The organism is Streptomyces sp. NPDC051976 (assembly GCF_040680795.1).
In the GTDB taxonomy this organism is placed as follows: Bacteria; Actinomycetota; Actinomycetes; order Streptomycetales; family Streptomycetaceae; genus Actinacidiphila.
This window is the reverse complement of the sequence record NZ_JBFAXL010000004.1, coordinates 338,441-359,137: the sequence shown is the minus strand read 5'-3', so window position 1 is coordinate 359,137 and position 20,697 is coordinate 338,441. Positions and strand designations below refer to the sequence as shown.

Here is a 20,697-nt window from a genome sequence, read left to right as displayed (position 1 = left end):
GGACTCCGCCATGCCCGAGCACCGAAATCGCATCGGCCACCCGACAGCGGACCCCTCAGCGACGCCTCATCACCCCAACCGAAACGGCGAGGCTAATGCCCGACACCGAAAACGTGGACGAGCTGACCGACGACGACCGGCGACTTCTCAGCGAGGAGCGGACACCGGTGGTGACGGGCCGCCCAGTACCGTGGCCACAGCTCTACCTCATCGCCCGCCGCACCGGCCAGGGGGTAGCCGAGGTGACCGCACGGCTACGGAACCTCGGACACGACGTTCCCAAAACGTATCCCGCCCCGAGCGATCCGCTGGACCGAAGTATCGCCCTGCTCGCCGAGTGCAAACTTGACGTATACACGCTCCATCTCATGGACGAGCCAGTTTTCCTCCCCCAGCTCATCTACATGGCGGACACGAAAAAGCACAGCCTGTCCGCGCTAGCCGAGGCTCTGACCACACTCGGCTACACAGTCTCGGTGGACGTCGAAGAACTCGACCAGTTGAGCGAACGAGATACGTCCTCCCTTAGCTATTCCCTTCCTCTGCTCATGCGCTTCTATCCGGTCACCCCCGTCGAGCTCTACGCCATCGCCAGGCACGTCGACCGCCCTCGAGCTGACGTCGCGGCGGACCTGGCGGCCCTGGGCTGCACGATCGACCCCACGGATGAGGAGTTCGAGCGGGACGTACGGGCGGAGGAGCGCCTCGAGCGAGCGATCACGGCACCACAGGAGGCGGTTGCGACCGAGGGCGAGCCATCCGCGATCTCGCTCAGCGCCCTGGCGGCCGTCGCCCTGCGGCAGGGCAAGACCCTCCGAGAGGTGGGCCTCAGGGCGAACACGTGCGGGATGCGACACGAGGCGGAGGGGTGGTTCGCGTAGCTTCGGTACGCCGGACGGTGGTCGGGTTGCTGCGATGGTGACCATGCCTTGGCAGGCGTTGGCACGCTTGTGGCAACTCGTGGCGACTGTCGCCCTTTTCCCGCTTTTGCCAGCAGGAGCGCGGGGCCCTTCTAGGATCGGCCCCTCCGCGGGAAGGGCTTCCCGATGGGCCACGGGTTAGCCAGGCCAAACCACTCCGTCGGCGTGCGCGCAGGCTCAACGAATTGCACTAGGCCGTGGGCGTCGAGGGTCGAGCGGCGCCACATCGGGAGAGGGGGTATGGACCACTCAGGGTCGGGGTGCTCCCACATGGTGTGCTGTTGGGTGCCCACCAAGGCGGGGTGCAGTTGATTGACAACGAGCACTGCAGACACGTGGCGGTGGTCCCAACGGTCGCCCTTGTACCAGTAACCGTCCGGCTTGCGGACGATAGTGTGCGAGTGGTCCTCGGCGCCGGGCCCGGTGTCTATCAGCAGGGCCTCGGTGCCGTACAGCGCGTTCTTCACGTCGCCCTCATCGATGGTCATGCTGCTCAATGCCACCGCGACGACGTACGGGGCACCGAGCGGCCCGTAGGCGGAACCCTTGTCGCGTAGCGCGCTCTTGATGCCCTCCTCGTCCTGTACCCAAAAGGGCTGTCCCCCACCGTAGATCCCTAGGGGCCTCACGCCATCCTTCCCGCGCGCCTCCGGTGACTTCGGAAGCGCGCGGAACTGGATCCGTCACCCATCCGCCTCGTAGGGCATACCTGAAAAGTCGCGGCGGCCGTTCCCGCGATCCCGGTAGGCGTCTGGATTCAGCTCTGCCAGCCATTCTTCCAGTGTGGAGCGCAACGGGCGAGCCCGCAGGGGGCCGTCCCCCCTGCCTCTCCACGTCGATCCACAGGAAGAAGTTCGGGCTGTCGATCTTGTCAAGCGACTCGTACACGGTGTTGACCCTCGCGACCGCGCGCACTGAGCTGTCGCTTGGCGACGCTGCTCGAGCTTCCAGGTAGAACGCGCCGCCGTCCTTCTCCGCGAGGAAGTCCGGGCGGCGGCTGGTCCCGTCGACTTCCGGGTGGCAGGTCACGTCGTAGCCCATCCGGAGAAGGCATTCATGCAGATACAACTCGAAGAAGGCTCCTTTGGACTGCCGGTCGTCCCTGGAGCGCAGACGTCCCCTGACGTCCGCTTGGGCGTCCGGGCACAGCCGGGAGAACCAGTCCTCGATCAGGTCCCGGACCTGATCCCAGAAGACTCCCGCGACGCGGTCGACGAACTGGGAGTAGCTCTCCCCGTGCCTGGCCGGGGACGGGTCAGTTCGCTCAATCGCCGAGAAGATGTCGACGCTGATCATCACACCCGGTCCACCGACCCCAAGGCAAGACGATCTGCCGACCGTCGAAGCACCTCGTCGACTCGCTGACCACCACCTTCGGCGACATATTCTGATTCCTTGATCCACCTGATCCTTGGTGCGCCTTCAACCGCCTGGTCGCTCGTGGCCGTCTCGACGACCGGGCACCGACGATGGGGGCTGCAGGATGTCGCCGCCAATTCAGCAGCGCAGATGCTGGGACAGCCGGCGGTGCGGGGGTGCGGTGCGGGCGCTTGCCAAGCGCTCATGGTGCGGCGGAGCCTCACAAAGAGCGCCGAGGTACTGATGTTCAAGGAGATGCCGCGTGGAGCACGGTCGGCGCGCAGAGCGGACTGTGGCTGCTCAGATCGATGGTTGCGTAGGAGCCAACCGTCCTGGGCTTCGATCCAGGATTCTGCGAGACGTTTACTACTACGGGGCCTACTTGGTAACGGATTCCGCATCGCTGTTGGCATCTGCTCGTTGTCCATGAAGACTGCGGTTGATAGGTGCGCCAGGCTCGGCGAGAGTGGGGGACATGAGCAATCTGCTAGAGGCGGTGGAAACCGCTCAAGACAACATCGAGCGTCTGGCCGACCCAGGTGAGTTGCGCGCTGCCGCCGAGCAGATCATGAGTTACGCCCGGAAGTACGAGGCCCGATCCATCCTGGCTGCCAGTCCAGCGGCAGAGCGACTGGTTGGGGCCTTGCTGTCGGAGTACCACCAGCTGGTGGCCCTGACCACCCATGTGGCCGGGGCACAAGCTGAGGTTCTGATCGTGGACATCAATCTGGCGAGTGGGATGTCAGTCGCCCAAGCGGCCCGCGTGGCTCGCACAGCCGGAGCTCAGCATGTTCACGCGGTCGTGCTCCATCAACTGACCGCAGTGGCGGCGCGTGCCTCTGATTGCGGAGTGGACGTGTTGGACGTACTTGGCCCCGTCCCTCCGGAGCGTCAGGGCTCTACGACGAGTTCTGGCTTGGCTTAGGAAGCGCAGACAAGGCGGCAGAGGTCGCCTCTGGACGCTTGGAGTCGAGGTCCTTCCCTAGCTGTAGAGCATCGGCCTTGCTAATTCCGAGAGCTTCGCCGACCTCTTTGCCGCTACGGTAGAAGATCTTCGGGATCTTGTGTGTTTTACACACGTACGCCAATGCGCCCTCGATCATCAGGCGGCGACGCGGCCCGACAGCCCGGCTCCCCGTTGGGGCCATGTCTGCGATCCGGATGACCACAGCGCCGAGCGTCCTGGCGGAGAGTTTACTACTTAGCTTCCGGCCTAGGTCGTCGATCTGATCGACGATTTCCGTCTCGGCCGTCTTGAGCTCGCACCCCTCGTCGTAAATTGGATCTTCGTAAGATCCACTAAGTACGACGCAGGTGATCACGGGACGACGCCCTACGCCGGAGAACCCCACACTGACGCCAAGTACATCCATGCGTAGCACTATAGGGTGTGCGCCATGTCAGGATTGGTGGACGGCAGAGTTGGCAGCCGCATCAGCGACCGATACGTGGTCATCGGCCTCTTGGGGGAGGGCGACGCTGGTGAAGTGCACAGGGTTCTGGACGAGCACCTCAACGGCGAGGTTGCGATTAAGTTGTTCTTCCCCAAGTCCGGCGTGTCGGCCACTTGGGATGAGGCGCGCGTGCTAGCACGCCTGCAAAGCCAGTACCTCCTGCCTGTTCACAACGCGGACGTCATAGCTGGAACAGATATTCGATATATCACGACCCCAGTGATGGCTGATGATCTTGAGAACGCTTGTCGGCCTCATGGAGTCGACGCCGCACAAGCGGCGCGTTGGGGTCAGCAGCTAGCGTACGGGCTCCAGCGGATGCATGAGGAAGGCCTACTGCACCGAGATGTGAAGCCGGGAAACGCTTACCTAGATGCGCACGACGACGTCCTGCTCGGCGACCTGGGCATGGCGGTTCAGATGGACGAGAAGGGTTGCGCGGGGGCTGATGGAACGCTCGCAACCGTGGCTCCGGAAGTCTTGCAATCGGATACTTGCTCAGTTGCATCGGATATCTACTCCCTGGCAGCCACGCTCTTTTATATGGTTTCCGGAAGATACCCCAATGGCTCGCTTTCCCTGGATAAGAGATCACGGCGGGATCGAATTATTGCCGGGGAATTTGACAAGCTCCGCGATGTTGCACCGCATATTTCTCAAAGTTTCGGGCAAATTATAGATCGGGCACTTTCGACAGATCCAGCACTACGCCCTCAAAGCGCTCAGGCATTTGCAAACGAGCTTGCCTCCAGTCATCACCATCGCCGGTCGTGGCGACAGATCCCGGCTCACGGCGGACACGATTCCTGTTTCGAGGGAGGGGAGACCACGACGGCCAAGGCTGTCACGGTCTGCGTAACTTCCCAGCCAAAGGGGCGGCTGGCCATTGAGGTCCTGCGAGCTTCCGGTGGGCATGTGCGTGCACATGAGCACGAAAACCTGACGCGAAATCGAGCCCTGACAACCCTTCGCGCGCTATTTCGCGATCTCTGATTTAGCTCGTGGTGGTTCCGGGACGGAGTGCAGAATATCCTCTGATGGGTCATTCAATGCTGCCCTGCGTTGCTGGTTTCGAGATTTAGGGAATTTAGAGAACGCTCCGGGCCACCACGCAGGAGCCGGCCCATTGCATCGTGATGCGGCAGCACTCGTCCGTAGATCGGGCTCATTCAGGAACCTCCCAGATCGGGAGGAGTAGGTGGTCGGGAACGTGGATTGGGCACCAATCTGCGAAGCCATCGCCCGGCGGCCGAACCTGATACTGGCGGCGCTGTCGCCGACACCCTCCCTGCTCCGGACGCGTCCCGGACGGGCCGGTGTCGACACCGACGTCCTCGCCCGGCTATCACCGACGGGCTGCTCATCGACGGTCTCCTAACGACCCACGAGTGCTGCCAGGACCAGCGCGACCAGACCGCTGAGCACGAGAGCCGCGCACATGCACTCCGGGTAGAGCCGCAGCCGCCCCAGTTATCGCGTAGGCGCATTGGCACCACACGCGCAGGAGAGGCCTCAATACTCCTTCTCTGCACATGTAGCTCAGATTCGGACAATCATCCCCCGAGTGGTTCTGGCCAGATTGCGCCCGCCCTGGAGCAGGGCGACGCACTGTACTGCAGCTTCTGCGAGTGCTTGCCGCTCGCACCGGGCCGTACCTCACTAGATGACCTGTTCTACCCACCTGGGAATATCCGATTCCAGTATGTGGTAAATATGTTCGATTGCGGGGTCCCGAGTCGGCACCCACCCTGATGTGTCGAATATGCCGCCGACGCCTGCGGAGCCGTCGGCTCGGAGCCTGTCACGATCATGGGGGAACGCGTTGGACATCATGCAGGTCGCGGGCGTGGGGGCGGCGGCTCTGGTCGCCGAGATGGCCAAGAGCACCTGGGAGACCGTGCGGGCGGTGGTGGCCCGGATGCTGCGGCGGGACGGTGAGCGGGGCGCCGAGCAGGTACTGATGCTTGTAGACGGCGCCCGGCAGCAACTCATCGACAGCCCGGAGAGCGAGCGTGGACCGGTGGAGGAGCGGCTGCGCGGCGAACTGCTGATCCAGCTGGCGGCCTTTCTTCAGCGGCATCCGGACGCGGCGTCTGAACTGCAGCGGCTGACGGAGCAGGTCGAGGGCGATAGCGCGGTCGCCGGGGCCCGGACGAACGTGCACCACAACACCAACAGCCAGGTCGTCATCTCAGGTGGGGCGATCAACGCGTCGGGGGGCTTCCACTACGGCAGGCCCGAGGTGGGTCGGTGAGCGACGAGTCCTTCGTCGGTGCGGTCCCGCCTCCTACTCCGCCTCCGCCACCTGCTGCCCCGTGGGCGCCGGAATTCCGGGTCGACGTGGGAGGCAACCAGAACTCGAAGATCATCGTTGCTGCTGGATCCGTCACCATGAGCAGCAAGCCCCAGCTGCCCGTGGCCGACATTCCTCAGGCTGAGTTGGATGTCGTGGAACTGGCATGGGTGGATTTGAGCGCCCGGGACGAGAAGGTCCACACGGCCGGCGAAGCAGTTGAGCGGCTTACCCGGGAAGGGCCACGGTTGGCCGTCGTGGCCGGCGCCTCCGGCTACGGCAAGCGCACGGCCGGGATCAAAGCCCTGGCGGAGGTATCCCGTAGGGAACGGGAGATGCGGGGCAGTCCGCTCACACTGCAGGAGATCCGACCCGACTGGGAGCGCCCCGGGTCACCTGACATTTCAGTGCTGCCCGATGACCCCGGCAGAGGGTACTTGCTCGATGTCGCGGCGGAGATCGGCTCGTGGCACAACCCCGGCAATGTGGCCGAACAGCTCGTCAACTACGCGGAGAGGCTCAATTACGTTGGCTCGTACCTGGTCGTGATCGCTGACGACCACGGTTGGCCGGACGGCTCGGGAACATTGGCCCGCGTGCTCGTCCGCGCGACGGCGCGGCCATCCGCGCACCGCGTGGCGGAGGCACACCTGGAGATGGTGCACCGCAAGCCAGACCGCCTCCGATGGCTTAGCACTGCCTCGTCGGAAGGTGAGCAGCCTGGTTCGGCCGCCCATTTGCTGAATGACAGCAGTCGTCCCGCGGACGGTGTGCGCCTGGCCACAGCACTTGCCCACGCCGATGGCACAGCAGAAGGCCTCAAGACCGCTCTGAGCACCTTCCAGGAGTGGGGCAACGATGTCCAAGGCGTCTTCAAGGCCACGAACGAGGATCCTGAAGACCGTGCATTGCTCGTCTCCGCCCTCTTCCTCGACCGCAAAGACGCCCTGACCGTCCAAAGCGGAGCCCGGATTCTGCTGAACGAACCTGAGAAAACAGACGTCCGCGCGATCCTGACGGGGCCCGACCTGACCACCCGCCTCGAAAGGATGGGGGCCGAGGTCACCGGCCGGAGCGTCACGCTGGGGCACAAACCCGGTTACGCCCGGGCCGTTCTTCTGCACCTGTGGCGGCAGCGCGCCGACATTCACGCGCCGATACTGCAGTGGCTCGACGCCCTCACCGCCCCCAAGGGACTCGCCGCCGACCGGCTGGCCGCCATCAGCGACCTCCTGGTCGAACTGGCCGTCGCCGAAAAGGACATCCGTGTCATCGACCAGATCCACGCCTGGATCGACAAGGGCGACGACAGCAGCGAGCACCGCAAACTGATCGCCCGCGTCCTCACCGTCGCTGCCGAGTCCGACACCCTGGGGGCCGAGGTCCGTGCCCTGCTGCTGGACTCCGCCCAGGCCTCGACTGAAGCCGTGGCCACGGTCGTAGCACTGGTCTGCCAGGGCGAGTTCGCCGAACACTACCCGCGCCAGTCACTCGTACGACTGCGACACATTCTCGACCGATCCGCCGCCGACGACGCCGTACTGGCTGCCCAGGACGCATTGCGGGACATCGCCGCCCGCGAGGGCCAGTTGCCGCGGGTGTGGAGCACCGTCATCAAGTGGGCCACTGAGAAGAAGCACCTGGCCGGTCACCGGGCCTTTCTCTCACTCCTGGACCCGAGCGTCGCCCCATACGTCCTGCAAGTCATGCTCGCAGCCGCCCAACAGGACCCGGACGTCAAGGATGCCCTGGTGGAGGGATGGAACGTGGCCCTGGCCGACTCCCGAGTCGATGCCGAATGCCGACAACTCCTGGTCGCTTGGGCCCGCGCACGGGAATCGAAGCAGGTACCGGAAGGCACTGTCACCGAGATCCTCAACGAAGTCGTGGTGCAGCACCTGTACTCCACGCCCATCTCCGCGCTCATCTTCGGCGAACCGGGTGTGGCCAACGACGCGGCGGTCATCGAACTGCGCAAAGATCTAAGGCTGCCGCCCACTCTGTCGGCCGCCCTGCACAACGAGCCTTCCCCTGCGGGGTCCTGACGGTGGCGGTCTCTCGATGGGCGCGGCGCCGTACACGCAGACGGCTGCGGCGTGGACTTACCCGCTTCGACGCCCGGCTGCGCAGCTCATGCCCCGGCATCGGCTTCACCGCACGGATCACAGCCAGCGTCCTGACCGACCCCCCATATGCGGAGACGGACAAGGAGATCGTGCACGCGGTCCGAACAGTGCTGAGAACGGCTGCTGAAGATGTCTCCAAGTCCTGCGATCCGGCGGACCTCGCAACGGCACGCGACCGCATCGAGCATCATTTACGCCAACAGCGCACGCTGCCGGCCCAGGCCACTTTCACGTTCAGGGCCGAGCTGACGCTCGAACTCCTACCCGACGATCAGGCAGCGGTGGGCGCTCTTCTCGCTGCGCAGCGCAGTCAGGCTATGACAGACATTCTGCGTCAGCAGAAGGTGGAGGCGGCCGCGGCGGAACTCGCCGACCCGGCGGCCTTGCTTCTGCGCTGGGTCGAACGCGAAGACGCCCAGTGGTCAAAGCTTCCCTCACTGGCTGAGGACGCGAGGGCGCTCGCGGCAGTCTTCGCGCAACACCGCCCGGAGCACGAGCGAACGATTGAGTATCAGGCCATCGAGGTTGTGCGTGAGTTCTTGACCAGCTTCCCCGATCACGCCCAAAAGCGCATGCTCTACACACTTCTGGCTGCTGGCATGGAGGGCGCACAGCGCCCCCACCACGCCGCGAAAGCCCAGGCGCTACTCAAGGGGCACATGCCACCTGACACTCCGAGCGGCGGATGAACACCACCGGGCTCATACCGAGGAACGCTGACCGTAGGCGTCGCGAATGAGTACTTCCCTGTGGCGGTGCTTACTGGCGCCCCGCACAAGCTGGCGTGCATGGCAACTGACACGCTACGCCAACGGCAACATCAGCTACGACACTGCATGGCGCCGAGCCCGGATCGATCTCCACCCTGACGAGTTGCCCTACCGGCACCATGACCACCTACCGGACACCACCCACAGCACCAAACCCACCTCTGCCTGATAGGTAATCCGGCATGCGGTCGGTAGACAGCGGGGTGACGCGCGAGGTACGAGCGCGCCCCAGACCCGTGCGGTCAGTGCTGGTTGTAGAAGGTCTCGACTCTCGGAGCGCGTGGAGAAGGTGGCTCTGGTTCCAGACAAGGGTTCGGTCGAGGAGTTCGCGCTGGTAGGTCTGGATCCAGCGCTCCATGAAGGAGTTCATACGCGGTACCCGGATGCCGCTCCTGACGATCTCGAGTCCGGCGTCGGCGAGCACGGCGTCGAAGGCGGCCGTGAACTTGGAGTCGCTGTCGCGGATCAAGAAGCTGGCCTTGCTGCCCGCGTCTTCGAGGTCCATGGCAAGGTTGCGTCCGAGCTGCAGGACCCATTGTGCGGTGGCGCCCAGGATCCGGATGCGCCGGGTGGAGTGCTCGATGATGGCGAAGACATACAGGCGTGCTCCGGTCAGGGTGCGCCTTTCGAAGAAGTCGCAGGCGAGCAGGGCGCCTGTCTGCCCACGCAGGAAGTCGGCCCACGGCGTGCTCGCTCGTTCCGACGTGGGTGGGATGCCGTGCTCCACGCGGATCTCCCAGACGGTGGAGGCGGCGACCTCGATCCCGAGCGAAGCGAGTTCGCCGTGGATGCGGCGGTATCCCCACGAGGAGTTCTCGTGGGCGAGGCGCAGGCCAGGGCGCGGATGGAGCGGATCGTAGGTGGTCGTCCACGCCGCTTTGGCATGCAGGTAGCAGCATGGCGCTGTTTGAGCAGGTTGCGGTGCCAGCGCAGCATCGTGTCCGGACGTACCAGCAGTAGGAGCTGGCGGAGCTTGCCCATCGGGAGGTGGGGGAGCAGACCGGCGAGGATGGCACGATCGGCGTCGGTGAAAGCGGGCTTGCCGGCCCGGCGTTGCAGGATCAGCAGCTGGTGCCGCAGAGCAAGGATCTCGATGTCCTTGTCACGGTCACTCATCGGCAGCAGACGAAGGAACGCGAAGCAGCACGACAGATCATGATGCCCTCTGCACCCAGAGTGGATGAGGACATCGGTCCGAGTGGCAGGAGAGCTCCGGGGGCCAGTGATCAAGTTCGTGACCTGTGCGGTCTTATCGGCACCCGCAGTGTCCGCCAGGGGACACGAGCGAGGCGCTGGCACGGAACGGTCGAACCAGGCTGGCCCACCGATCGCGCACGTCTGCCGCACCTGAAGCAGGGGGGACCCACAGCTCCTCACGGCAGTCTTCCACGGACGGGCTCTTCTCCAGTGATCACCTGGACAGCCAACGCACGGCGGCCGAGGGCGTCCGATCCGGTCCGGCGTCAGATGGCCCGTTACCAAGCGTCTGCGCGCAGTTGCGTACAGGCTGATCCGCGTGGCATATCAGTCATCCTGCTTCAGGTGCACACGCAGCTCGGATGGATGTATTGACGGCCGATAGCATCACCCGCCGTCGAGACGATGCCGAATCTCAAGGGAAACGCTCTGGCCAAGCCCGTGGCCCAGTCGGGGTGATGGCGAGGTGATGGCACACCGCCCCGCAATCGCCAGGTCACGCCCCCTGCCGCGCCAGGTCGGCCCCATCGAATGGTAGGGACACGTCGAATGTGGAGGACGCCACTATGCCCGTCACCGCCACTCCCCCGCCACGCGGCCGCGTCTACCGCAGGTGCGGCTGCCGCCGGCCCGACAGGCGGCAATTCGGGGCAGCCTGTCCGGAACTCCAGGGCAGGAAGCGACATGGATCCTGGGCGTTCGCGGTCGATCTGCCCTCGATCGACGGACGGCGCCGGCCCCGCTGCCGCAGCGGATTCCCCACCCGTAGCGCTGCCGCGGCGGCGCTGGCACAACTGCTCGAAAACGAGGAGAGCGGGCTCGAGACGCAGGCCGATCTCACGGTCGCGGCCTACCTCACCGCCTGGTTGCGCTCGAAGCAGGAGCCGCTGCGTCCCACCACCTATGCCCGCTACCGCGACAACGTGCAGCGGGATCTGATTCCCGCATTCGGGCCCATGCGTCTGGTCGACCTGCGGCCGCGGCACATCGTGGCGTGGTCGGATCGCGAACTCGCCCTCGGCCGGGGGCGAACGGCCGTATACCGCGCCGGGGCCGCTCTCTCCAGCGCCTTGGGCGCCGCCGTGCGGACCCGGCTCATCGCCGACAACCCGTGTCGGTACTCGCTCATCCCGCGCCCGGCGGCCGGCGAGCGGGTCTGCTGGAATCCCAGTCAGGCCGCCGCGTTCCTGCGGCACAACCACACCGATTACGCGGACCAGTTCGCCGACATCTTCGAGCTGCTGCTCGGCACCGGCATGCGGCGCGGCGAGGCGCTCGGGCTGCACTGGGCGGACGTGCACCTGGCCGAGAACGTGCTGCTGGTGCGGTGGAACCTCACCGCCGTCGACAACAACCAGCTCTTCCTCGGCCACCCCAAGACCAAGGCCAGCCGCAACTGGGTCAGCCTGTCCCCACGCGTCGCCATCGCACTGGAGCGCCAGCAGGTCCAGGCGCGCGCACGCCTGCCGGAAGGGGCTCCACTGGAGGGGCTGGTGTTCTGCCGCGAGGACGGCTCCCCGTTGCGGCCGCAGTCGGTGCTCACGGAACTGCGCCGGCGCTCGGCCGACCTCGGACTGCCCCGGATCGGGGTGCACGATCTGCGGCATACGGCAGCCACGATCATGATCAGCTCACAGGTCCCGCTCGCCGTGGTCTCCAAGACGCTGCGGCACTCGACCTTGTCGACGACCGTGAACCTCTACGGCCACCTGCTCCCCCACGCCGCCCGCGACGCCGTCACCGCATTGGGGGAAGCCTACAAACAGGCGGATCTGGCGGCCGGTGGCGGCAGTGACGCCGCAGCGGCCTGACAGGTCCATGCGGCGAAACCGGGCCGCGCCGACGGACGGGAGCGATGAGAGCTGTCATCACCGTGCCATCACGTGTACCACCAACGCATTCAGCGGGCCCGTCGTTGCCGACGAACCCGCTGATCGCACCGTCGGGACGACAGGATTTGAACCTGCGACCCCTTGACCCCCAGTCAAGTGCGCTACCAAGCTGCGCCACGTCCCGGTGCTTGATCGTCCGGGTGAGTGGACCCCCGGCTGACCGCGCATGAGAACAATACCGCACCTGGGGTGGTGTTCGCGCGCGGCATGAGTGGGGGGTGGATGGGGGCGGGGAGCGGGGGGAGTTGAGTACGGGTACTCATGTGGGGTGGGTCACAGTGGGGGGAGCGTGGGGGTATGACGAAACCGATTCAGCAGGAGACGACGGCCGCGTATGCCGCGCAGGCGGCGCTCTCGTTCGCGCTGGCGCTGGGGGCGATGGTGGTGGGGGTGGCCTATCTGCCGGTGGGCGGATGGGTTCGGGCGTTCTTGGGGGTGGGGTTGCTGTACGTGGTGACGTCGGCGTTCACGCTGGCGAAGGTGGTGCGGGACCGGCAGCAGGAGGGGCAGGTCGTGAGCCGGGTGGACCAGGCGCGGCTGGACAAGCTGCTGGCCGAGCACGATCCCTTCAAGGTGGAGGGGCTGTAGCGGCCCGGCGACCGAGCGTGGTCGCCGGGGGGTTTACGCGGCCGGGGGTGGCTCGTCGCCGAGGAGGTAGCGGGCGCCCGGGCCGCGGCGGGCCGCCTGGTCGCCGAGGTTGTAGAGGCCGCAGCGGGTCAGGGAGAGGCAGCCGCAGCCGACGCAGCCGGTGAGCCGGTCCTTGAGGCGCTGGAGCTCGGCGATCTGGTCGTCGATGCGCTGCTGCCAGGCGCCGGCGACGTGGTTCCACTCGGCGGGGCTGGGGGCGTGGTCCACCGGGAGCTCGGCGAGGGAGGCGCCGACCTCGTCGAGGGAGAGGCCGATCCGCTGGGCGGCGCGGATGAAGGCCAGGCGGCGCAGGGTGGAGCGCCGGTAGCGGCGCCGGCCGCCGGAGGTGCGCTCGGAGTGGATCAGGCCGAGGTCCTCGTAGTAGCGCAGCGCGGAGGCGGCGATGCCGCTGCGCGCCGAGAGTTCGCCGATGGGCAGCAGGTCGCGGGTGGAGAGCGTCACAACCTCCGAGGATACGCTTGACCTCAAGTCGGCTTGACGTCGCAAGGTCGACCCATGACACGTCACCTGACAAGCCCGGCGGCACGTCCGACGGCCAGCCCCGCGGCAAGCACGACGACCCGCCCCACGCCCATCCCGACGACCCGCCCGGCAGCCACCGATGCGGCGGCACGGCACGGGTACCAGGACCTGCGACGGCTGATGTCGCAGATGACCGGCGACGAGAAGCACGGTCCTGCGGCCACCTCCACCCTCGATGTGCTGTGGGTGCTGTACGACCGGGTACTGCGGGTGGATCCGGCGCACCCCGGCGACCCCGCCCGGGACCGGTTCCTGCTGTCGAAGGGCCACGGGCCGATGGCGTACTACGCCGTGCTGGCTGCCAAGGGCTTCGTCCCGCAGGAGTGGCTGACCGGCTTCGGGGCGTACGACTCCCCGCTCGGCCACCATCCGGACCGGATGCTCGTACCGGGGGTGGAGATCGGGTCCGGGTCGCTGGGGCACGGGCTCGGCCTGGGGGTGGGCACCGCGCTGGGGCTGCGGGCCCAGGGGCTCACCGACCCGGGGGTGTGGGTGCTGGTCGGCGACGCCGAGATGGACGAGGGCAGCAACCACGAGGCGGTGCAGTTCGCCGGGGCCGTGGGGCTGGACCGACTGCATGTCGTCGCCGTCGACAACGCCTCCGCCACCTACGGCTGGCGCGGCGGGCTGGCCTCCCGGTTCGCCGCCGAGGGCTGGTCGGCGGTGACCGTCGACGGCCGCGACCACGAGGCGCTGTACGAGGCGTTCACCGCGCCGCACCCGGGGCGGCCGCACGCCGTCGTCGCCCAGGTCGAACCCAAGTCCTGACGCGGACGGCCACCCCCGGGCCGTCCCTGGGCCACCCCCGGGCCGTCCCGGGCCGCTCACCCGCCCGCACGGACAGCCGCACGGACGCCCGCACGTACAGCCACCCCGGCCGCTCACACCCGGGCACCCACCCACCCACCACCACACGAATTCGGGAGCACCCTGATGGACACCATGCGCGAGCGCTTCTCCGCCGTCACCACCGAACTCCTCGACGCCGACCCGCGGCTCGCCGTCGTGCTCGCCGTGATCTCCGGCGACCGCTTCAAGGACGCCGCGCGTGCTCATCCCGACCGGGTGATCGACGTCGGGATCAGGGAGCAGTTGCTGGTCGGGGCGGCGGGCGGGCTGGCGCTCGCCGGGCTGCGGCCGATCGTGCACACCTTCGCCAGCTTCCTGGTGGAGCGCCCGTTCGAGCAGGTGAAGCTGGACCTCGGCCACCAGGGCGTGGGCGCGGTGCTGGTCAGCGCGGGGGCGTCGTACGACATCGCCGCCGGTGGGCGCACCCACCAGGCACCGGGCGACGTGGCCCTGCTGGACACCCTGGACGGCTGGACCGTCCATGTGCCCGGCCACCCCGACGAGGCGGAGGCGCTGCTGCGGCACGCGGCGGCGGACGGCGACAGCCGGGTGTACGTACGGCTCAGCGACCAGTCGAACGCGGCGGCGCGGCCGGTGTCGCCCGGCCGCTTCGAGGTGCTGCGCGAGGGGCGCGACGGGGTGGTGCTCGCGGTCGGGCCGATGCTGGACGCCGTGCTGGAGGCGACGAGCGGGCGGGACGTGACGGTGCTGTACGCCTCGACGGTACGGCCGTTCGACGCGGCGACCGTACGGGAGGCCACCGCGCGGGCGGGCGCGCCGGATCTCGTCCTGGTGGAGCCGTACCTCGCCGGGACCTCGGCGGCCCACGCCGAAGAGGCGCTCATCGACTTCCCGCACCGCGTGCTCTCGCTCGGCACCCGCCGCGAGGAGTTGCGGCACTACGGCAGCCGGCAGGAGCACATCGCCGGGCACGGCCTGGACGCGGCGGGGCTACGGCGCCGGATCGACGCGTTCCTGCGGGTCTGAGGAGGCTGGGGCGCGGCGCGAAAGCCCCTTCTCACGCCTCGGGCGCGGCAGCGGGCCCCGGCACCGGCGAGAGCGCGGGTGCGGGTGCAGGCACGGGCGCGGGATCGGGCGCACCCGGCCCACCGTCGCCGTGACCGCCCGCTCCCCCGGCGTCCCCGGGCGACCCGCCCGCCGCACCGCCCGGCACACCCGGCGCCGCGGGAGGCGACGGCGGCGACGGCGGCGTCTTCACCCCGGCCGCGTGCCGCCGCGCGTCCTCCGCGCTGTTCTGAGCGCCCAGCGTGCCGAAGTAGAAGCCCGAGACCGTGGCCAGCACCGTCATCAGCGAGGTGACGATGGTCTTGCGGAGGTCGCCGGAGTCCGCGCCGGACGACAGCATCGCGACGGCGAGGGCGAAGCCGACCAGGGCGAGGATGAGGACGGCGATGATGCTGCGGGTGAGTCCGCGGACGCCGCGCGGCTCGCGCAGATCCCGCAGGAAGTCCCGTACCTCGGCGTCGGTGGCCGCCTGGTCGATCAGCCGGTCGGTGAGCTGCTGCCGCCAGGCGGTGGCCCGGCGTACGTCCATGATCAGCGGGACGACGGCGATCGCGGCGATCACCACGATCACCGCGGCGATCAGGACGAACGCCGACGAGCCCTTCAGTCCGAGGATCGGTTCTGCCGCCCCGGCGGCGGCGAGGCTGGGCGCGGAGTGCGTCGTCATCTGGTCGGTCCCCCCGTACGCGATAGGGCCGGAATGGTCCCAGCGTCGCGGTGGGACGGTCAAGTCCGTTGCCCGCCAAGGCAGTCGGGGATCGCGCTGCTCCGGCCGAACCCCCGTGACGCGGCCCCGCCCCGCCGAAAGAAACCGATCACCGGAACAGCTCTCACCGCGAAAGCCCCTAGCGGCGCGGCCCCCCACCTCAGGAGAATCATTCCGCAGACCACAGGCATATCCCGGCACCGTGGGACTTGAGGACTTGAGGAGCAGCACCATGCACGAGGCGCCGCACGCTGGGGCAGCGCAGGCGGGGATCGGGCCCACGGGGACCGGGCCTGACGGGGCCGGGCAGGCCGAGGCGCTCCCGTACTACGAGGACATGTCACCCGGCAGCGGAGCGCTGGCGCCGCGGGCGTGGTGGGCGGTGTCGGACGCGCGGCGGGTGAACCTGGGCGGGGCGTGGCGGTTCCGGCTGTCGGCGACCGCCACGGCGGAGGACGACAGCTTCGCGCGGCCCGGGTTCGACGCCTCGCGGTGGGGCGTGCTCGCGGTCCCGGCGCACTGGCCGCTGCAGGGCCAGTCGCTGGGCAACGGGCCGGGCCCCGGCAGCGGGCGGCCCGCGTACACCAACGTGCGCTACCCCTTCCCCGTCGACCCGCCGTACGTGCCCACCGAGAACCCGACCGGTGACCATCTGCGGGCCTTCGACCTGCCCGACGACTGGCCCGGCGGCGCCGCGGTGCTGCGCTTCGACGGCGTCGACTCGTGCGCCAGGGTCTGGCTCAACGGGCAGGAGCTGGGCACCTTCAAGGGCAGCAGGCTGCCGGTGGAGTTCGAGGTGGGCGAGCTGCTGCGGCCGCGCGGCAACGTCCTCGCGGTACGGGTCCACCAGTGGTCGTCCGGCAGCTACCTGGAGGACCAGGACATGTGGTGGCTGCCCGGGATCTTCCGGGACGTCACCCTGATCGAGCGGCCCGAGGGCGCCGTCACCGATTTCTTCGTGCACTGCGACTACGACCACACCACCGGCACGGGGACGCTGCGGGTGGAGTGCGAGCCCGGCGGCAGCGTGACCGTACCCGAGCTGGACCTGGACATCGCGACGGGCGAGACGGTGACGGTGCCCGTCGAGCCGTGGTCGGCGGAGATCCCGCGGCTGTACGACGCGGAGCTGGCCACCGAGGGCGAGCGGATCCCGCTGCGTATCGGCTTCCGCACGGTCGCCGTCGAGGACGGCGTCCTCAAGGTCAACGGGCGGCGGATCCTGTTCCGCGGCGTGAACCGGCACGAGTTCGACCCGGACCACGGCCGGGTGGCCGACCCCGAGACGATGCGCCGCGACCTGCTGCTGATGAAGCAGCACAACATCAACGCCGTACGCACCAGCCACTATCCGCCGCACCCCGCCTTCCTGGAGCTGTGCGACGAACTGGGCGTGTGGGTGGTCGACGAGTGCGATCTGGAGACGCACGGCTTCGAGGTGGTCGGCTGGCGCGGCAACCCGGTGGACGACGACCGCTGGACGCCCGCGCTGCTCGACCGCGCCGCCCGCATGGTCGAGCGCGACAAGAACCACCCCTCGGTGGTGATGTGGTCGCTGGGCAACGAGTGCGGCACCGGCCGCGGCCTGTCCGCGATGGCCTCCTGGATCAGGGAGCGCGACCCGGCCCGCCCGATCCACTACGAGGGCGACCTGACCTGCGCCGACACCGACGTCTACTCACGGATGTACGCCGACCACGCCGAGACCGAGTTGATCGGCCGCCGCGAGGAAGCACCGCTGGCCGACGCCGAGTTGGACAAGCGCCGCCGCGACATGCCGTTCGTGCTGTGCGAGTACGCGCACGCGATGGGCAACGGGCCCGGCGGACTGTCCGAGTACCAGCGGCTGTTCGCCACGTACGAGCGCTGCCAGGGCGGTTTCGTCTGGGAGTGGATCGACCACGGGCTGCGCCGCAGGACCGCCGACGGCACCACGTACTTCGCGTACGGCGGCGACTTCGGCGAGGAGCTGCACGACGGCAACTTCGTGTGCGACGGGCTGGTCTTCCCCGACCGCACGCCGTCGCCGGGGCTGCTGGAGTACAAGAAGGTCGTCGAGCCGGTGCGGATCGAGGGCGACGCGGAGCGCGGCACGGTGACCATCACCAATCTGTACGACTTCGCGGACCTGTCGGGGCTGTCCTTCCGCTGGTCGTTCGAGGTCGCGGGCGAGGAGAGCGACTCGGGGCGGTTGGAGGTGCCGCCGGTGCTGCCCGGGGAGAGCGCCGTGCTGCATCTGCCGCTGATCCCGCGGACGATGGCGGCGGGCGAGCAGTGGTGGACGGTGCGGGCGGTGCTCGCCGAGGACACCGCGTGGGCGCCCGCCGGGCACGAGGTGGCGTGGGCGCAGTTCGGCCAGCCGGCCCGGGGCAGCGCCTTCAAGCTGCGGCGCGGCGGCCCGCACAGCCCGCGGCTGGTCACGGGCGGGCTGATCGTCCTGGGCCGCGGCACCTTCGACGCGGCCAGCGGCGCCCTGAAGTACTTCGGCGGCTCGGTGGTGGCCGGTCCCGTCCTCGACGTGTGGCGGGCCCCGACGGACAACGACCACGGCATGGACTGGTACCCGGAGGGCCAACTCGCCCGCAGGTGGCGCGAGTTGGGGCTCGACCGGATGCGGCACCGGATCGTGCGGGTGACGATCGGCGGTGACACCCTCACCGTCGCCACCCGGGTCGCCCCGGCCGCCTCCGACCTCGCGCTGCGCACCGTCTACTCCTGGACGGCCACCGGCGACCAGCTCACCCTGCACGTGGACGTGGAGCCCGAGGGCGACTGGCCGGTGCCACTCCCCCGGCTCGGCGTGCGCAGCGGGCTGTGCCCGAGCCTCGACCGCGTGGAGTGGTACGGCGGCGGGCCCGGCGAGGCGTACGCGGACACCAAGGCGGCCTCCCGTATCGGCCGTTACCGCAGCTCGATCGCCGACCTCCAGACGCCGTACGTCCGCCCGCAGGAGAACGGCGCCCGCCCCGACGTGCGCTGGGCCGAACTGCGCCGCGACGACGGTACGGGGGTGCGGGTGGACGCCGAGCCGCCGTTCTGGCTGACGGTGCGGCCCTGGTCCACCGAGGCCCTCGACGCGGCGGAGCACACCCACGAGCTGGTCCGCGGCGAGCATGTGTGGCTCCACCTCGACCACGCCGTGCACGGCGTCGGCAGCCACTCCTGCGGCCCCGAGGTGCTGCCCCAGCACCGGCTGCGGGCGGCGCCCGCCGCCTTCTCGTTCACCTTCACCAGCCTGGAGCCCAAGTGACCGCCGCGGTCCGCCCGTACCGCCCCGCCGACCTGCCCGCGCTGTACGACATATGCCTCCGTACCGCGGCGGGCGGCGAGGACGCCAGCGGCGACTACCCGGAGCGCGACCACGACCTGCTCGGCGCCATCTTCGCGGCCCCGTACGCGGTGCTGGACCCCGGCCTGACCTTCGTGGTCGACGACGGCCACGGGCAGGCCGTCGGCTACATCCTCGGCACCGCCGACACCGCCGCCTTCGCCGCGCGCTTCCGCCGGGAATGGCTCCCGACGGTCGCCGACCGCTTCCCCCCACCCACCGGTGCGCGGGTCACCCCCAGCGAGGTGATGGCGGGCCTCCTGCACGCCCCGGAGCGCATGGTCCTGCCCGAACTCGCGGCATACCCGGCCCATCTCCACATCGACGTCCTGCCCGCCTTCCAACGCGGCGGCCACGGCCGGGCCTTGATGACAGCCTTCCTCGCCGCCCTCGCCACCCGCGGCGTCCCGGCCGTCCACCTGGGCATGCTCACCACCAACACCCGCGCCCGCGCCTTCTACGACCGCCTCGGCTTCCACGAGATCGCCCTACCGGACACCGGCGAACTCACCTACCTGGGGCGCGCCACCTAGCTCCGGAAGCGGCGCGCGTGCCGGAGGCGTAGCCCGACCGTGTGACATACCCCGCCGAAATGGGCTGGGCCGCGCGCCGGTTGGTTCCGCCCGCGAGGCAGGGTGCTTTTGTCGTGGTGCCGGGTGTGCGGTGGCTCCTGGGCCGGTCCCGGCGGGACGGCCGGGTCCCGGCCTTCCTCACGCGCGTCGCCCGCTTTCTGACGGCGTGCTGTCCGACACGCCGAAAGAGAGATCGTGGTGGCAGCGAAAGTCGAGAACCGAAGGGCGACGTCCGCGCAGCTCCTCAAGGGCCAGAAGGCATTGGTGACCGGTGCCAACTCGGGCATCGGCCTGGCGACCGCCGTTGCCCTGGGCCAGGCCGGTGCGGACGTCGTGGTGAACTACGTCGTCGGGGCGGACGAGGCCGAGAACGTCGTGAAGCAGATCGAGGGCTTCGGGGTCCGCGCCTACGCCCACGAGGCCGACGTGTCCGACGAGGACCAGGTGACCGCCATGGTCGCGCGGATGGTCGAGGAGTTCGGCACCATCGACATCATGGTGGCCAACGCGGGCCTCCAGCGGGACGCGACCCTGACGGAGATGACGCTCGCCCAGTGGCAGAAGGTCATCGACGTCAACCTGACCGGGCAGTTCCTGTGCGCGCGGGAGGCCGCCAAGGAGTTCATGCGGCGCGGCGTCGTGCCCGAGGTGTCCCGGTCGGCCGGGAAGATCATCTGCATGAGCTCGGTCCACCAGATCGTCCCGTGGTCCGGTCACGTCAACTACGCCTCCTCCAAGGGCGGTGTCGGCATGCTGATGACGACGCTCGCCCAGGAGCTCGCACCGCACCACATCCGGGTCAACGCCGTGGCCCCCGGCGCCATTCGCACGCCGATCAACCGGGCCGCCTGGGAGACCCCCGACGCCGAGGCCGACCTGCTCAGACTGATCCCGTACCGGCGGGTCGGGGATCCCGAGGACATCGCCGACGCCGTCGTCGCCATGGCGTCCGACCTGCTCGACTACGTCGTCGGCACCACCCTCTATGTCGACGGCGGAATGACGCTCTTCCCCGGCTTCGCCACCGGAGGCTGA

The 20,697-nt window shown here is 68.6% G+C and carries 17 protein-coding genes, 1 tRNA gene and 1 pseudogene; 13 read left to right on the top strand and 6 right to left on the bottom strand.

The genetic code is table 11. The annotated features are described in order from the left end of the window. Positions 1 to 881: hypothetical protein (locus AB0M29_RS07395; RefSeq protein WP_365380208.1), on the top strand; the 881-nt coding region annotated here is incomplete at its 5' end. Positions 882 to 1,012: 131 nt separating this feature from the next. Here the strand turns inward: AB0M29_RS07395 and AB0M29_RS07390 are convergent. Then, entirely contained in the window at positions 1,013 to 1,408 is a 396-nt protein-coding gene (locus AB0M29_RS07390; RefSeq protein ID WP_365380206.1) for a hypothetical protein, read from the bottom strand. Between the two features lie 1,346 nt (positions 1,409 to 2,754). Here AB0M29_RS07390 and AB0M29_RS07385 point away from each other — a divergent pair. Continuing rightward, positions 2,755 to 3,204 (top strand): phosphoribosyltransferase, encoded by a 450-nt coding sequence (locus tag AB0M29_RS07385; RefSeq protein WP_365380203.1) that lies wholly within the window; start codon positions 2,755 to 2,757, stop codon positions 3,202 to 3,204. Here AB0M29_RS07385 and AB0M29_RS07380 read toward each other — a convergent pair. After that, positions 3,179 to 3,652 carry a hypothetical protein gene (locus AB0M29_RS07380; protein ID WP_365380200.1) on the bottom strand — a complete coding sequence of 158 codons (474 nt, stop codon included), beginning with the start codon at positions 3,650 to 3,652 and terminating at the stop codon, positions 3,179 to 3,181. The genes AB0M29_RS07385 and AB0M29_RS07380 overlap by 26 nt on opposite strands. A 24-nt stretch (positions 3,653 to 3,676) precedes the next feature. Between AB0M29_RS07380 and AB0M29_RS07375 the strand changes: the two genes are divergently transcribed. The 4 genes from AB0M29_RS07375 (at position 3,677) to AB0M29_RS07360 (ending at position 8,841) form a co-directional block, all read left to right on the top strand. Continuing rightward, positions 3,677 to 4,726, top strand: coding sequence for a serine/threonine-protein kinase (locus AB0M29_RS07375; RefSeq protein WP_365380197.1), 1,050 nt, complete (start codon positions 3,677 to 3,679; stop codon positions 4,724 to 4,726). A gap of 829 nt (positions 4,727 to 5,555) precedes the next feature. Beyond that, positions 5,556 to 5,987, top strand: coding sequence for a hypothetical protein (locus AB0M29_RS07370; protein ID WP_365380195.1), 432 nt, complete (start codon positions 5,556 to 5,558; stop codon positions 5,985 to 5,987). Beyond that, positions 5,984 to 8,071, top strand: a complete 2,088-nt coding sequence (locus tag AB0M29_RS07365) for a hypothetical protein (RefSeq protein WP_365380192.1) — start codon at positions 5,984 to 5,986, stop codon at positions 8,069 to 8,071. Before AB0M29_RS07370 ends, AB0M29_RS07365 begins: the two co-directional genes overlap by 4 nt. Positions 8,072 to 8,073: 2 nt before the next feature. Then, the gene (locus AB0M29_RS07360; RefSeq protein WP_365380189.1) at positions 8,074 to 8,841 is read left to right on the top strand and encodes a hypothetical protein; all 768 of its coding nucleotides are present in this window, start codon (positions 8,074 to 8,076) and stop codon (positions 8,839 to 8,841) included. Positions 8,842 to 9,164: 323 nt separating this feature from the next. On the opposite strand, the pseudogene AB0M29_RS07355 reads toward AB0M29_RS07360, so the two are convergent. Beyond that, a pseudogene (locus tag AB0M29_RS07355) lies at positions 9,165 to 10,038 on the bottom strand (integrase). Positions 10,039 to 10,685: 647 nt separating this feature from the next. Here AB0M29_RS07355 and AB0M29_RS07350 point away from each other — a divergent pair. Continuing rightward, the gene (locus AB0M29_RS07350; protein ID WP_365380187.1) at positions 10,686 to 11,930 is read left to right on the top strand and encodes a site-specific integrase; all 1,245 of its coding nucleotides are present in this window, start codon (positions 10,686 to 10,688) and stop codon (positions 11,928 to 11,930) included. A 131-nt stretch (positions 11,931 to 12,061) separates the two neighbouring features. Here the strand turns inward: AB0M29_RS07350 and AB0M29_RS07345 are convergent. Next, positions 12,062 to 12,135: transfer RNA gene (locus AB0M29_RS07345), tRNA-Pro, on the bottom strand. A gap of 173 nt (positions 12,136 to 12,308) precedes the next feature. On the opposite strand from AB0M29_RS07345, the gene AB0M29_RS07340 reads away from it, so the two are divergent. After that, positions 12,309 to 12,599, top strand: coding sequence for a YiaA/YiaB family inner membrane protein (locus AB0M29_RS07340; protein WP_365380185.1), 291 nt, complete (start codon positions 12,309 to 12,311; stop codon positions 12,597 to 12,599). 33 nt (positions 12,600 to 12,632) lie between these two features. Here the strand turns inward: AB0M29_RS07340 and soxR are convergent, their stop codons facing one another. Beyond that, complete coding sequence (soxR, locus tag AB0M29_RS07335) at positions 12,633 to 13,100, bottom strand: redox-sensitive transcriptional activator SoxR (protein WP_365380183.1); 468 nt, start codon at positions 13,098 to 13,100, stop codon at positions 12,633 to 12,635. A gap of 201 nt (positions 13,101 to 13,301) precedes the next feature. On the opposite strand from soxR, the gene AB0M29_RS07330 reads away from it, so the two are divergent. Together AB0M29_RS07330 and AB0M29_RS07325 are read left to right on the top strand one after the other, a co-directional pair. After that, positions 13,302 to 13,949 carry a transketolase gene (locus tag AB0M29_RS07330; protein WP_365380275.1) on the top strand — a complete coding sequence of 216 codons (648 nt, stop codon included), beginning with the start codon at positions 13,302 to 13,304 and terminating at the stop codon, positions 13,947 to 13,949. 165 nt (positions 13,950 to 14,114) lie between these two features. Then, a complete protein-coding gene (locus AB0M29_RS07325) occupies positions 14,115 to 15,017 on the top strand; it encodes a transketolase C-terminal domain-containing protein (protein ID WP_365380180.1) in 903 nt (300 codons plus the stop codon). A gap of 31 nt (positions 15,018 to 15,048) precedes the next feature. On the opposite strand, the gene AB0M29_RS07320 is transcribed toward AB0M29_RS07325, so the two are convergent. Then, complete coding sequence (locus AB0M29_RS07320; RefSeq protein ID WP_365380177.1) at positions 15,049 to 15,723, bottom strand: hypothetical protein; 675 nt, start codon at positions 15,721 to 15,723, stop codon at positions 15,049 to 15,051. A gap of 376 nt (positions 15,724 to 16,099) precedes the next feature. On the opposite strand from AB0M29_RS07320, the gene AB0M29_RS07315 reads away from it, so the two are divergent. The 3 genes from AB0M29_RS07315 (at position 16,100) to AB0M29_RS07305 (ending at position 20,697) form a co-directional block, all read left to right on the top strand. Beyond that, entirely contained in the window at positions 16,100 to 19,012 is a 2,913-nt protein-coding gene (locus AB0M29_RS07315) for a glycoside hydrolase family 2 TIM barrel-domain containing protein (protein ID WP_365380272.1), read from the top strand. After that, on the top strand, positions 19,009 to 19,623 hold the full coding sequence (locus tag AB0M29_RS07310) for a GNAT family N-acetyltransferase (protein ID WP_365380174.1): 615 nt from the start codon (positions 19,009 to 19,011) through the stop codon (positions 19,621 to 19,623). Before AB0M29_RS07315 ends, AB0M29_RS07310 begins: the two co-directional genes overlap by 4 nt. A 237-nt stretch (positions 19,624 to 19,860) precedes the next feature. Further along, positions 19,861 to 20,697 carry an SDR family oxidoreductase gene (locus AB0M29_RS07305; RefSeq protein WP_365380270.1) on the top strand — a complete coding sequence of 279 codons (837 nt, stop codon included), beginning with the start codon at positions 19,861 to 19,863 and terminating at the stop codon, positions 20,695 to 20,697.

Bases quoted from the DNA above. Each gene is read 5' to 3' on its own strand.
- AB0M29_RS07390 (WP_365380206.1), bottom strand. From the start codon at position 1,408: ATGACCATCGATGAGGGCGACGTGAAGAACGCGCTGTACGGCACCGAG.
- AB0M29_RS07385 (WP_365380203.1), top strand. From the start codon at position 2,755: ATGAGCAATCTGCTAGAGGCGGTGGAAACCGCTCAAGACAACATCGAG.
- AB0M29_RS07380 (WP_365380200.1), bottom strand. From the start codon at position 3,652: ATGGATGTACTTGGCGTCAGTGTGGGGTTCTCCGGCGTAGGGCGTCGT.
- AB0M29_RS07375 (WP_365380197.1), top strand. From the start codon at position 3,677: ATGTCAGGATTGGTGGACGGCAGAGTTGGCAGCCGCATCAGCGACCGA.
- AB0M29_RS07350 (WP_365380187.1), top strand. From the start codon at position 10,686: ATGCCCGTCACCGCCACTCCCCCGCCACGCGGCCGCGTCTACCGCAGG.
- AB0M29_RS07340 (WP_365380185.1), top strand. From the start codon at position 12,309: ATGACGAAACCGATTCAGCAGGAGACGACGGCCGCGTATGCCGCGCAG.
- AB0M29_RS07330 (WP_365380275.1), top strand. From the start codon at position 13,302: ATGTCGCAGATGACCGGCGACGAGAAGCACGGTCCTGCGGCCACCTCC.
- AB0M29_RS07325 (WP_365380180.1), top strand. From the start codon at position 14,115: ATGGACACCATGCGCGAGCGCTTCTCCGCCGTCACCACCGAACTCCTC.
- AB0M29_RS07320 (WP_365380177.1), bottom strand. From the start codon at position 15,723: ATGACGACGCACTCCGCGCCCAGCCTCGCCGCCGCCGGGGCGGCAGAA.
- AB0M29_RS07315 (WP_365380272.1), top strand. From the start codon at position 16,100: ATGTCACCCGGCAGCGGAGCGCTGGCGCCGCGGGCGTGGTGGGCGGTG.